Source organism: Simplicispira suum (genome assembly GCF_003008595.1).
GTDB classification, from domain to species: Bacteria; Pseudomonadota; Gammaproteobacteria; order Burkholderiales; family Burkholderiaceae_C; genus Simplicispira; species Simplicispira suum.
On the sequence record NZ_CP027669.1, the window covers coordinates 3,638,114 to 3,650,163 of the forward strand.

General features: G+C 64.8%; 11 protein-coding genes. 6 read left to right on the forward strand and 5 right to left on the reverse strand.

Annotated elements, in window-relative coordinates; all coding sequences use genetic code 11:
* Positions 1–257 precede the first annotated feature (257 nt).
* The 4 genes from C6571_RS16900 to C6571_RS16915 all read left to right on the forward strand — a co-directional run bounded on the left by C6571_RS16900 (position 258) and on the right by C6571_RS16915 (position 5,525).
* Complete coding sequence (locus C6571_RS16900) at positions 258–983, forward strand: TetR/AcrR family transcriptional regulator (protein WP_106447723.1); 726 nt, start codon at positions 258–260, stop codon at positions 981–983.
* Between the two features lie 95 nt (positions 984–1,078).
* Positions 1,079–1,750: an ABC transporter ATP-binding protein gene (locus tag C6571_RS16905; RefSeq protein WP_106448312.1), complete on the forward strand. Its 672-nt coding sequence runs from the start codon at positions 1,079–1,081 to the stop codon at positions 1,748–1,750.
* A gap of 90 nt (positions 1,751–1,840) precedes the next feature.
* On the forward strand, positions 1,841–4,204 hold the full coding sequence (locus tag C6571_RS16910) for an ABC transporter permease (RefSeq protein WP_106447724.1): 2,364 nt from the start codon (positions 1,841–1,843) through the stop codon (positions 4,202–4,204).
* A 7-nt stretch (positions 4,205–4,211) separates the two neighbouring features.
* A complete protein-coding gene (locus tag C6571_RS16915; RefSeq protein WP_106447725.1) occupies positions 4,212–5,525 on the forward strand; it encodes an efflux RND transporter periplasmic adaptor subunit in 1,314 nt (437 codons plus the stop codon).
* A 20-nt stretch (positions 5,526–5,545) separates the two neighbouring features.
* Here C6571_RS16915 and C6571_RS16920 read toward each other — a convergent pair whose 3' ends face one another.
* Positions 5,546–6,124: a nucleotidyltransferase family protein gene (locus C6571_RS16920; protein ID WP_106447726.1), complete on the reverse strand. Its 579-nt coding sequence runs from the start codon at positions 6,122–6,124 to the stop codon at positions 5,546–5,548.
* A 54-nt stretch (positions 6,125–6,178) separates the two neighbouring features.
* On the opposite strand from C6571_RS16920, the gene pdxH reads away from it, so the two are divergent.
* Entirely contained in the window at positions 6,179–6,838 is a 660-nt protein-coding gene (gene pdxH / locus C6571_RS16925) for a pyridoxamine 5'-phosphate oxidase (protein WP_106447727.1), read from the forward strand.
* Between the two features lie 91 nt (positions 6,839–6,929).
* Positions 6,930–7,772: an SDR family oxidoreductase gene (locus C6571_RS16930; RefSeq protein ID WP_106447728.1), complete on the forward strand. Its 843-nt coding sequence runs from the start codon at positions 6,930–6,932 to the stop codon at positions 7,770–7,772.
* A gap of 3 nt (positions 7,773–7,775) precedes the next feature.
* Here the strand turns inward: C6571_RS16930 and C6571_RS16935 are convergent, their stop codons facing one another.
* From C6571_RS16935 to C6571_RS16950, 4 genes are all read right to left on the reverse strand, one after another.
* A complete protein-coding gene (locus tag C6571_RS16935; protein WP_106447729.1) occupies positions 7,776–8,729 on the reverse strand; it encodes an AEC family transporter in 954 nt (317 codons plus the stop codon).
* Between the two features lie 173 nt (positions 8,730–8,902).
* Positions 8,903–9,850, reverse strand: coding sequence for a sensor domain-containing diguanylate cyclase (locus C6571_RS16940; RefSeq protein WP_106447730.1), 948 nt, complete (start codon positions 9,848–9,850; stop codon positions 8,903–8,905).
* 330 nt (positions 9,851–10,180) lie between these two features.
* Positions 10,181–10,852, reverse strand: coding sequence for a hypothetical protein (locus C6571_RS16945; protein WP_146139365.1), 672 nt, complete (start codon positions 10,850–10,852; stop codon positions 10,181–10,183).
* A 96-nt stretch (positions 10,853–10,948) separates the two neighbouring features.
* Positions 10,949–12,004 carry a patatin-like phospholipase family protein gene (locus C6571_RS16950; RefSeq protein WP_106447732.1) on the reverse strand — a complete coding sequence of 352 codons (1,056 nt, stop codon included), beginning with the start codon at positions 12,002–12,004 and terminating at the stop codon, positions 10,949–10,951.
* Between the last annotated feature and the right edge of the window lie 46 nt (positions 12,005–12,050).

A 12,050-nucleotide genomic window follows, 5' to 3' on the forward strand; every position in this document is an offset into this window, starting at 1 on the left:
GCAGCGAGGCAACAAGGCGATTTATCCCGACCTTGGTATGCCTTGTCATGTGGTTCAGAGTGTTACCTGCATTTCGGTGTAGCGTTCGCGCCCTGTTGCCAGGGTCCCATGCACAACACGAGCCTGTGGTTCGGCCGTTCGACCTAGCGCAGCGGTCCTGCCGCCAACGCCAGGCAGCTCTATGGCCTGGGTCAGTAGCAACTCAGATTAGAGTAGCAACCGACTGATCAGTCGTTAATGCATGCCATACTGTTTTGATGGAAACCACTTCGCAGTCCACCGTGCCCACAGACGCCGACCGCCTCCACGAAATCGGCAGGCCGAGTGTGCGGATCCGCATGCCTGCCGACAAGCGCATCCAGCAGATTCTCGATTGTGCCTTGCAAGAGTTTTCGGAACATGGTTTCCAGCGCGCACGCATGGACGATATCGCGCAGCGCTGCGGGCTGTCCAAGGGCGGACTTTACGCACACTTCAATAGCAAGGACGCGTTGTTCGAGGCCTTGCTGACCCGCTCTATCGCCCCACCTGACGTCAAGGCGATGGACCTGCCACGGCCGCTTGAGGTGCAGCCGCTGGCAACGTGGCTGGTTGACCAGATGTACGACGCGCTGGCGAATCCACGCACCATGGCGACCATGCGCCTGCTGATTGCCGAAGGCGCACGGGTGCCGCATTTGGTCAAATTGTGGAGCAAGCACGTGAGCGAGCCCCAGATGGCCATGCTGGCCGAGGCGTTTCACGAGAGCACCGCAGGGCAAGGTCGTACTCGGTCGGTCATCGTGCGCGAGCCGTGGCTCGCTGCGGCGCCGGTCCTGCATGCCTTGTTGTCCCAGTTGATTCTGGGCGAGCACCTGGAGATCGACATGGCCCACATGCGCAAGGCCCATGTGGAGATGCTGTGCGAGTTGCTGGAACCGGCCGCAAAGCAGGCGCCTTCGGCAGGCCACGATTTCCCCTCCGCCCGGCGGACGGCGCGGTGATACACAGCGCTCACAGCCACGGCGACGCATGCGGGAAGGCTGTCGAGGCGACAGCGGTCGTGCTGCGTGCGCGCGGGCTGTGCAAGTCCTACGGTATGGGCGAGGTCACGGTGCATGCGCTGCGCGATGTCGATCTCGACCTGCATTCTGGCGAACTGATGGTGCTGCTGGGCGCCTCGGGCAGCGGCAAGTCGACGCTGCTCAATATCCTCGGCGGCCTCGATGTGGCCACCAGCGGCACCGTCACCTACGTCGACGGCCAGGGAAATCTTCAACTGGACCAGCTTGACAGCGACGGGCTGACTGAATACCGGCGCGCGCACATCGGCTTCGTGTTCCAGTTCTACAACCTGATCCCCAGCCTGACCGCGCGCGAAAACGTGGCGCTCGTGACCGACATCGCGCAGGATGCGATGGCACCCGACGACGCGCTGGCACTGGTGGGCCTGGAAGAACGGCTGGACCACTTTCCCTCGCAGCTGTCCGGCGGTGAACAGCAGCGTGTGGCGATTGCGCGCGCCATTGCCAAGCGGCCCGACGTGCTGTTCTGCGATGAGCCGACCGGCGCGCTCGATGCCGAGACCGGCAAGCTGGTGCTACGTGTGCTCGACCAGGTCAATCGAGAGACCGACACGACGATCGCGATCATCACCCACAATGCCGCCATTGGCGCACTCGGCGACACGGTGCTGCGCATGAGCAGCGGCGAGATCGTCGAGCGCAAGCGCAATGCACAGCGCGCCAGCGTTGATGACATCGCTTGGTGAGGGCGCGGTGAATAGGCCCCCACGCTCACTGCATTCGCTGCCCCCCGAGGGGGCGCATCAGTCCCTTCAGAGCGGCCGGGCGGTACTGACATGAACACCCTCCACCGCAAGCTGCTGCGCGAACTCTGGCAACTCAAAGGCCAGATGGCGTCGATCGCGCTTGTGGTGGCTACCGGCATCATGACGGTGCTGACCATGCGCGGCAGTTACGACACACTGGTGCAGGCGCAGCAGTCGTACTACGCACAGACACGCTTTGCCGACGCCTGGGCGCCTCTCAAGCGCGCCCCCAACAGCCTGCGCGAGCGCATCCAGGCGATTCCTGGCGTGGCCAATGTCGATACCCGTGTCAGTTTTCTTGCCACCCTCGACCTGCCCGGCCTGGACGCACCGGCGCAGGCACGGCTGGTATCGCTGCCCGAGCAGCGGCGCCCCGAGATCAACGACATCCGCATTCGCAGCGGACGCTACCTCGCGCCAGGTGCTGCGAGCGAGGTGCTCATCAGCAGCAAGTTCGCCGATGCTCGCGCACTGAAGCCGGGCGACACGCTGCGCGCCATCATCAACGGCCGCGCGCGCACGCTCGATATCGTCGGCATCGCGATTTCACCCGAGCACACCTATGCCGTTCCGCCCGGCGCGCTGTACCCGGACGACAAACGCTACGGCGTACTGTGGATGGGTCGCAAAGTGCTGGGACCGGCCTACGACATGGACGGCGCGTTCAACGAAGCCGTTCTCACGCTGAGCCCAGACGCAAACCCGCAAGCCGTGTTGTCGCGCATTGACACCCTGCTCGACCCCTATGGCGGCCTGGGCGCCTACCTGCGCAAGGACCAGGCTTCGCACCTGATTCTGCAGGGCGAACTCGACAGCAACAAAGTGATGGGCACCGTCGTGCCTGCGGTGTTCCTGGGCGTAGCCGCATTTCTGCTCAACCTCGTGCTGACGCGCTTGATAGCTACCCAGCGCGGAGAAATCGCCGTGCTCAAGGCCTTCGGCTACCGCAGCCGAGAGGTGGCCATCCACTACCTTCTGTTCGCGATGGCCGCCGTAGCCTTCGGCGCCGCCATCGGCGCCGTCGCGGGAACCCTGCTCGGCAGCGCCTACGTCAATCTGTACGGCGCCTATTTCGACTTTCCGCAGCTCGACTACCAGCTGAGCCCGCTGCTGCTTGCCATTGCGACCGCCATCACCGTTGTCGCTGCCGCCGCCGGCGCACTGCTCGCGGTGCGCCGGGCTGCACTGTTGCCGCCAGCTGAGGCGATGCGCCCCGAGCCACCGGCGAGCTTCAAGCCGGGCTGGCTGGAGCGTTCGGGTCTGACACGCCCCCTGCCGTCGTCAGCACGCATGGTGCTGCGCAACGTGCAGCGCAAGCCACTGCAGGCGCTGCTGTCGTCGCTGGGCGTGTCATTCTCCGTAGCGATCCTGATCATCGGCTTGGCCATGTTCGATGGCGTGCAATGGATGATGGACCTGCAGTTCCGTGTCATCCAGCGCGAGGATCTGTCGGTGTCATTCGACGAGCCGCGCACCGTCGCAGTCACGTACGACTTTTATAACCTGCCCGGCGTCACGCGGGTCGAAGCCTACCGCTTGGCGCCAGCACGCTTGCGCTCTGGGCATTTCGAGAAGGAAATCGCCATCCAGGGGCTGGCGCCGGACGGCAGATTGCGCCGTATCGTCAGCGCATCGGGTGGCGAGCAGCCACTTCCGGCCGAGGGTCTGGTGCTCAGTGCCATTCTGGCGCGGCAACTGCATTTGGCGGTTGGCGACCAGGTCGATGTCGCGTTCCTCGAAGGTCAGCGGCGCCGGATGCAGCTGCCGGTGGCTGGCATCGTCGACGACTTGCTCGGTGTTTCAGCGACCATGAACCGTGATGCGTTGCAGCGCGCCATCGGCGGTCCGGTGATGGTCTCCGGTGCCTACCTGTCGGTGGCGGCCGACGCCCTGCCCCAACTCGAACGAACCCTGAAGGCTGCCCCAGCTGTCGCCGGAGTGGCATCGCCGAGCACGATGCTGGCGTCGTTCGAGAAACAGATGGACGATTCCCTGTTCATCGCCGTCGGTTTCCTGCTCGGTTTCGCCTGCGTGATCGCGGTCGCGGTGATCTACAACGGCGCGCGCATTTCGCTGTCGGAGCGCGGGCGCGAGCTGGCCAGTCTGCGCGTGATGGGGTTTCGCCGCAGCGAAGCCGCGATGCTGCTGCTCGGAGAGCAGGCACTGATCACGCTGATGGCGATTCCGATCGGGTGGTTGCTCGGCTACGGATTGTCTTATGCGGTCGTCGCCGCGCTGCAAACCGATACCTACCGCATTCCGCTGGTGGTCCACGCCCCGACCTACCTGCTGGCGGCGGCGATCGTGGTCGCCGCCGCCGTGGCCAGCGGGGCCCTGGTGCGGCGCCGAATCAACCGCCTTGACCTGATCGCCGTACTCAAGACACGAGAGTGAGTTTTCAATGAACGACACCCACAAGCAACTCCATGCAACGACCGAGGCACCGAACGGCAAGCCTGACGACAAACCCAGCAACAAGCCAGCCGTTCGCAAAGCAGCCAAACCGAAGCCGGTCCGCTGGAAGAAATGGCTGATCATTGCCGGCATCGGCGCGGCGGCTCTTGCCTTGGCCGCCGTGATGCTGCAGCCGTCGGTAATCGACGTGCAGCTTGCCCAGGCCACGCAAGGCCCGCTTTCGGAGGCTGTCGAGGCCCAGGGGCAGACGCGCGCCAAACTGCGCTACACCGTCGCCGCTTCGATCAGCGGGCGGCTGCTGCGCACCAGTATTGGCGTTGGCGATCGCATCGAGCGCGGCGATGTGCTCGCACAAATCGCGCCGCCCCCGACCGATGCCCGCTCGCTGGCCACTGCGCGCGCCGAGCTTGCAGCGGCGCAGGCGCGGCAGCGCCAGGCCCATGCGGTGCTCGCCGAAGCGACCAGCGGCGCCAGGCTTGCGAGCACCGAGGCGGCGCGCCGCAGCGAGTTGTTTCGCATGGGCATGGTCAGTGTCGAGTCGCGCGACGCCTATGCGCAGACAGCCCAGGCTGCGGCGGACCGTGTTGCCAGCGCCGAGGCATCTCTCGTCGCAGCCGGGGCCGAGGTACAAAGCGCACGCTCGCGCCTGCTCGGCGCAGGCACTGCGGGCGATGATGCCGGTGCGATCATGGTTCGCGCGCCGGTCAGCGGCCATGTGCTCAAGGTGATCGAGGAGAGCGAGCGCGTGGTGCAGGCGGGCAGTCCCTTGTTCGAACTGAGCCAGGGCGAAGCGCTTGAATTGGTGGTGGATGTGCTGACGCAAGACGCCGTGCAGGTGCAGGCGGGCCAGCCAATCGACATCACCGGCTGGGGTGGGCCGAGGGCCTTGGTCGGCAAGGTTCGCTATGTCGAGCCCGGCGCTTTCACCAAGGTGTCTGCCCTGGGCGTGCAGGAGCAACGCGTCAACGTCATCGGCGACCTCGACGCTGCGCCGCCCACTTTGGGTGCGGGCTATCGAATCGAGGCCGCGATCGTCACCTGGTCCGGCAATCAGGTGCTGCAAATACCGACCGGCGCCTTGTTCCGCCGCGCTGGCGCTTGGCAGACGTTTGCCGTCGAAGAAGGCCGTGCGCGCCTGCGCAGGCTGGAGGTGGGCCACCGCAACGCTGAGTTTGCCGAGGTCACGGCGGGCATCCAGGCTGGCGAATCGGTGGTCGTTTTTCCGTCGGATCTGGTGGCTGATGGCGTGCGCGTGCGCGACGGATCTGCACGGCATTCAATTCAGGGGATGCAGTTCTAAGGACTGCTTGGGCGGCGGCTTCAGCGAGCTTGGCACCGCGCCCGCAGCAAGCTGGCTGCACGCTCCAGGTCAGCGAGCGTGTCGATGTCGGTGACCACGCCGCAGTCTTCCACTGGCAGGCTGAGCAAGGCGCCTCGCTGCGCCGCGGCGCGCAGGAGGACGCTGGCGCCCTGCTCCCCGGTCAGTGCCATTAACTGCGGCCCCAGGGCTGCCGCAAAACCCACTGGATGACCGCGTTGACCGCCAAACACCGGGGCAACCACCTCGGCGCCGCTCGCCAGGGTTACAGCAATCGCGCGCAGCGTGCCCGCCTGCACCAAGGGCAAATCCCCTGGCAGCACGAGCCAGCCCGCCGCTTCAGGCGTGGCGCGCACCGCCGCAGCGATGGAATCGCCCATGCCGGGGTGGCCCGCATCTTCCAGGTGCCAGGGCAAGCCGCTGGCACGCACGGCAGCCAGCGTGTGCTCCAGCACGCAGCGACCCTCCAGCATGGCCGCCAGCTTGTGCACTTGCCCTCCCGACGTGCGAAACCGCTCGCCTCGGCCCGAGGCCAGTACCAGCACGCAGGGCAGAGGAGCATCAGGTGAAGGGGAAGGCATGGCAAAGGCTCTACAAGGGATGGGGATGGGGCTTGGGCGCGGCACAATCCTGCCATGAACCCGCCCTCCACTCCCCTGGCAACCCACCTCGCCGATCTGCGCAAAAGCTACGAGCGCGCCGAGCTGAACGAAGCCGCCTCGCACGCTGACCCACTGCAGCAGTTCAACAAATGGTTGAGCGAAGCCATCAGCGCCCAACTGCCCGAGCCCAATGCCATGACGCTGGCCACCGTCGGCAGCGACCTGCGCCCGAGCACGCGCATCGTGCTCATCAAGGGCTGCGACGAGCGCGGCATTGTCTGGTTCACCAACTACGAGAGCCGCAAGGGCCGCCAACTGGCCGGCAACCCCTATGCCGCCCTGCAGTTCCACTGGGTGGAGCTGGAGCGCGTGGTGCGCATCGAAGGCGTAGTCGAAAAAGTGAGCGACGCCGAGAGCGACGCCTATTACAAAACCCGCCCGCTCGACTCGCGCATCGGCGCTTGGGCGAGCCCGCAAAGCGAGGTCATCTCGGGCCGGGGCGTGTTGGTGGCCAACGCCGCCAAATTCGGCGCCCAGTACCTGCTGAACCCTCCGCGCCCGCCACACTGGGGCGGCTACCGGCTCAAGGCCGATCGCTGGGAGTTCTGGCAAGGGCGCAAGAGTCGCCTGCACGACCGGCTGCGCTACCGCCTGCAAGACGCCGAATGGGTACGCGAACGCCTGGCTCCGTAAGCAGGTTTACCCGCTTGCGAACTGGGTCAAAGGGCCATTTTTGAGCCCCTAAACTCGGCCTGTTCAACCGACACGACCAGGAGACAACGCAATGCAAACCGCCCCCAACACACTCAAAGGCAAAACCCTTTTCATCACCGGCGCCTCGCGCGGCATTGGCCTGGCGATTGCCAAGCGCGCCGCCGCCGACGGCGCCAACATCGTCATCGTGGCCAAGACCACCGAGACGAATCCCAAGCTGCCGGGCACCATCTACAGCGCTGCCGCCGAGATCGAGGCCGCCGGCGGGCGCGCGCTGCCGCTGGCGGTGGACATTCGCGACGAAGCGGCAGTGCTTGAAGCGGTTGCCAAGGCGGTCGAAACCTTCGGTGGCATCGACATTCTGGTCAACAACGCCAGCGCCATCAGCCTCACCAACACCGAAGCCACGCCCATGAAACGCTTCGATCTGATGCATGGCGTCAACGCCCGCGGCACCTACCTTTGCACCATGGCCTGCCTGCCCGAGCTGAAAAAGTCGGCCGAGGCCGGGCGCAATCCGCAGGTGCTGACCATGTCGCCCCCGCTCACCATGCAAACGCACTGGTTCCAGCCCCACACGGCCTACACCATGGCCAAGTACGGCATGAGCATGTGCACGCTGGGCCACGCGGGCGAGTTCAAGCGCCATGGCATCAGCGTCAACAGCCTGTGGCCGCGCACCGCCGTTGCCACCGCCGCCATGCAGATGATTCCCGGAATGGATGTGGCGCTGTGCCGCACACCCCAGATCATGGCCGACGCCGCCTACTTCGTGCTCACCGACACATCGGGTGCCACCGGCAACTTCTACATCGACGACGCGGTGCTGGCTGCGCATGGCGTGACCGACTTCGATCGCTACGCCGTCACGCCGGGCAACCGCAACTTCCTGCCCGATCTGTTTCTCGATTGACCTTCATGCGATCCACCGCGTTGCCAGGAACATGACCACCGGCAGCGTCACCAGCGCCATCACCGTGGAGACCGCGATGCTCGCGGTCACCTCGGCCTCGGCCACGTCGTAGCGCTGGGCAAACAGAAACACGTTCGCGCCAATGGGCAGCGACGCGGTGACCACCAGCACGGCCAGCGCCGGCCCGCCAAAGCCCAGCGCCATGCCCAGGCTGCCCAACACCAGTGGAAAACCCAGGGTTTTGACCAAGGCCACGCGCAGCGCCGGCCTGAAGTTCGGCCCCACCTTCGAGAACGCCAGCGTCACGCCCACCAGCAACAGGGCCAGCGGCCCCAGCGCCTGGCCGAGCAGTTGCAGTGGCTTGTCGACCACGGCGGGCAGCACAAGACCGGTCTGCGCAAACAGCAGGCCGACGATGATGGGCAAGGGAACCGGGTGCAGAATGCCGTTTTTGACCGCCTGCAGTACCGTGCGCAGCATGTGCGGTTTGGGCTGGCCCGGCGTGTTGGCGCGCTCGCGCGCCGCAGCCAGTTCAAACACCACAGTGGCGCCCGTCAGCAGCACCAGTGCGTGCACCGAGATCAGGGTGAACAGCGTCACCAGTCCGGCCTCGCCGAAGGCCAGGCCGATCAGCGGCACACCAATCATCAGACTGTTGCCAAAAATGTAGGCCAGCGCCCGCGCCGCCGCCAGCGTGGTGAAGCCCTGCAGCGCCAGCGTGGCGGCAAAAACCAGGGCGGCGGCCGCGAAGTAAATACCGACCGGGCCAAAATCCAGCGCTTCAATGTGCACCGTGCTCATGGTGCGAAACAGCAGTGCCGGCGCCAGCACCATGAAGACGAGGTTGGAGAGGTCTTTCACCGAGGCGGCGCGGATCCATTCCAGGCGCGCAGCCAGAAAGCCGATGGCAATGAACAGGACGACCGGGACCAGAGAGGTGAAGACAGGAGAGTTCAAGGCGTAACTATGTTTTTGATAGCTGAAAGCGCTTGTATATAGAGCGCTGGCTCCCCATTTTCATCGAAATCTGGAAACCAGATGCCACGCACGCCTGCCACTGCGCCCGCGCTGATGAGATGCGTCTGGTCCAGAAGGGCGTACGACCAAGGCGCCCGGCGCAATATGGTCCTTCAAACCGCCACCGGCGCCACCTCAATCCGGTTCCGGCCATTTCGCTTGGCCGCATACAGTTGCTGATCCACCGCTTCGATGAAGTCGGAAGGCAGCAGGTGCGACCTGGGCACCACGGTCCCGACACCGATGCTGACGGTGAGCCGCTGCCCATGCGGTGACTGCGCGTGGGCGATGGCCTGCTTCTTGATCAGCCGCTCGCAGCGCTGGGCCACTTTCAGCGCCACGGTGGCATCGGCCTGAGGCAACAGAACGACAAATTCTTCCCCGCCGAAACGCGCCACCAGGTCGCGTGGGCCATCCAGGGCAAGATTCAGCGTTTGGGCAATATCGGTCAGGCATCGGTCGCCCTTGATATGTCCGTAGAGATCGTTGTATTGCTTGAAAAAGTCGATATCGAACATCAGGACGGACAGCGGCTGGCCGTTGTTGCGTGCGCTCTCCCATTCCAGCTCGAGGCTCGCATTGAATCGGCGCCGGTTGGCAATGTTGGTCAACCCGTCCTTGAACGACAGCGCCTCCAGCTCCTTTTGCAGTGCAAGCAGTTTCTCTTCGGTCTTTTTCCGTTCGCTGATGTCGAACATGAAGCCCACCAGCGCTTCCGGCCCACCCTCTGCATTGCGCACCACGTGCACCACATCGCGTATCCAGACATGGCCATTGTCTTTGGTGAGCGCCCGGTAGTCGGCTTCGTGGTCCAGCCCGGCCTGCGATTGCGCGACACAGAAATTGAGCACGCCTTCGCGGTCATCCGGGTGCATGCGCGCCGCCCAGTCTTCCACGCTGATCCAGCTCTCAGGCTGCCAACCCAGCAGCGCTTCGATTTGCGGGCCGATGTAGGTAAACCGCTTGCTGGCCCAATCAATCTTCCACGGAATCGCCTTGGTCGATTCCAGAAGGGTCCGGTACACCGCGTTGTCGCTGCTGAGGTCGTTCACATCGGCCATGTTCAATTTCTCCGCATTCAATATGGGTGCAACACCAACCCCAGGACCGGGGATGTGAAGACGAGAGAGTTCAAGCTAGGCGGGTTATTGCTTGTGCAACAAGATCCGGAACACGCAACGCACCGGACTCAAAAAACTATGCATTTGATAGCAATATGCGCCCATACACCAAGCGCTGGAGGCCTATTTTTATATAAAACATCGAATCAAGGTGATGTGACCGATGCTTCCGCGCAGCACCCGCCTTGTGCCCTGTCCATCAGTCGTCCATCGATGGCCGGGGCAAGCAACACCGCTCAGACCCAGCAGCTGCGAGGACGATGCCCTCTTTCACGGTTCCTGCCACTGCACAGGCAGGTTTTTGATATCGCTGTCGGTCCAGGCGGTCACGTTGGCCGTGATGAGGCTGCCATTGGCGCCACGGCTTTTGCTGACGGAGCGAACGTGCAGCTTGTAGTCTGGCGTGACCCGCTGCGCTGCCAGCATCCGCGCATTGGCTGCTGCTTCGCCGCTGCGAAGCACCGCCACCACCACGCCCACGCCGACCACCAGCGCCACACCCACAAGCGCTGGCGTCGCCATGCTCCAGGGCCGGAGGTTGCGGGCAGAGCGGGCGGCGCGCACCGGCTCGCGCCCGAGCTGCCACGCCAGCCAACCCAGCAGTGCCAGTGCCAGCACGGCCAGCCCCACAGCAACTGGCTCAGGCCCCATGCCCAGGCGCAGCTGGGCAAACGTCAGGCTGAAGGGCTGCAGAAAGGGAGAAACAAACACGGTGGCAAGCAGCGCCGCCAACAACCACACCGCCAGCCAGCGCACCACCAGTGCGGCCTGCAAGCTGCCCCGCATCAAAAAGACACCGACCACGACACCGAAGAGGTTCAAACCCGATACATAAGCCAGCCCCTGGACGAAGCTGTACGTCAGCGCAGCCAGGTCCAGCAAACCGGCGACCAACAAAACGATGCCGGCGTGCCGGAGTATGGGAAGGTGTTTTGTGTCCATAAGGTCTACGCGTTCGTGGCATGCCCAGCGACAAGCCAGGCGAGAAATTGCGCTGGCCTGGGTTTGACGGCGAGAAATCCCTGCAGCTACAGCCTGTTACGGATTGGAACACGAGTCGTCCAACCCCACCAGTCCGCCGAACTTCTTCAGACGGGAGCGGCTCTCCAAGCAGGCCTTGCGCGCAGCCTCCGCAGCTTTTTCCTTTGCCAGACGCGCAGCCTGTGCGCGTTCGCCCTGCCAATGCGCCACCCGCGCTCGGATCTGCGGCATGGCCGCCAGCGCGGCCTTTTCGCCCTCGACGATGGCTGCCGCCCGCTGGCTGAAATCCACCGGGCCCAGGTCGAGCACCTTGGGGCGGATGATCACGTCGGCCCGCGCCAGCTCGGCCTGCCCCAGCTTCTGGCCCATGATGGCAATCGACTGGTTGAGCGTGCCCAGCATGTCGCCCGGCGCCTTGCCACTGGCCTTGCTGGAAATGTCCACGGCAATCACCACATCGGCCCCCAGCTGGCGCGCCGCATCCACCGGCACCGGGCTGACCACGCCGCCGTCCACATAGTGGAATTTGCCAATGCTGACCGGCTGGAACACGCCCGGAACGCTGCTCGACGCCCGCACCGCCTGCCCCGTGTTGCCGCGCGAGAACGCCGTGCGCTCGCCGTCTTCCAGCCGCGTGGCCACGGCCACAAAAGGCTTGGCCAGTTGCTCCATGGGCTTGCGGTGCACCTGCTCGTTCACGTAATCCTCCAGCTTCTGGCCCAGCACCAGCCCGCCAGAGGACCATTGCAAGTCGCGGATGTTGGCCTCGTCCATGGCGATAGCCTTTTGCTGCAGCTCAAAGGCATTGATGCCACTGGCGTACAGCGCCCCCACCACACTGCCCGCGCTGGTGCCCGCCACCACGGCCGGCGCAAAGCCATTGGCCTCCAGCATCTTGATGACGCCGACATGCGCGAACCCCTTGGCCGCGCCGCCACCGAGGGCGATGCCAATCTTGATCGGGGGTGCCGCAGGCGAGGTTCCCGTGACCTCCGGGACGGCGGCTGGTGGACTGGTCGGGGTGCTGCTGCAGGCGGCCAGGGTGGCCAGGAGCAGAGACGTGAGCGGGCGCGAAAAGTGCGTCAGGCGGGTGCAGGGAAATCGGTTTGTCATTGAATCGGGTGTGGTGCGTCAGCCTCTTGGCTGACGCAGGAGCGAG

Bases quoted from the DNA above. Each gene is read 5' to 3' on its own strand.
- C6571_RS16900 (WP_106447723.1), top strand. From the start codon at position 258: ATGGAAACCACTTCGCAGTCCACCGTGCCCACAGACGCCGACCGCCTC.
- C6571_RS16905 (WP_106448312.1), top strand. From the start codon at position 1,079: ATGGGCGAGGTCACGGTGCATGCGCTGCGCGATGTCGATCTCGACCTG.
- C6571_RS16910 (WP_106447724.1), top strand. From the start codon at position 1,841: ATGAACACCCTCCACCGCAAGCTGCTGCGCGAACTCTGGCAACTCAAA.
- C6571_RS16915 (WP_106447725.1), top strand. From the start codon at position 4,212: ATGAACGACACCCACAAGCAACTCCATGCAACGACCGAGGCACCGAAC.
- C6571_RS16920 (WP_106447726.1), bottom strand. From the start codon at position 6,124: ATGCCTTCCCCTTCACCTGATGCTCCTCTGCCCTGCGTGCTGGTACTG.
- pdxH (WP_106447727.1), top strand. From the start codon at position 6,179: ATGAACCCGCCCTCCACTCCCCTGGCAACCCACCTCGCCGATCTGCGC.
- C6571_RS16930 (WP_106447728.1), top strand. From the start codon at position 6,930: ATGCAAACCGCCCCCAACACACTCAAAGGCAAAACCCTTTTCATCACC.
- C6571_RS16940 (WP_106447730.1), bottom strand. From the start codon at position 9,850: ATGGCCGATGTGAACGACCTCAGCAGCGACAACGCGGTGTACCGGACC.
- C6571_RS16945 (WP_146139365.1), bottom strand. From the start codon at position 10,852: ATGGACACAAAACACCTTCCCATACTCCGGCACGCCGGCATCGTTTTG.
- C6571_RS16950 (WP_106447732.1), bottom strand. From the start codon at position 12,004: ATGACAAACCGATTTCCCTGCACCCGCCTGACGCACTTTTCGCGCCCG.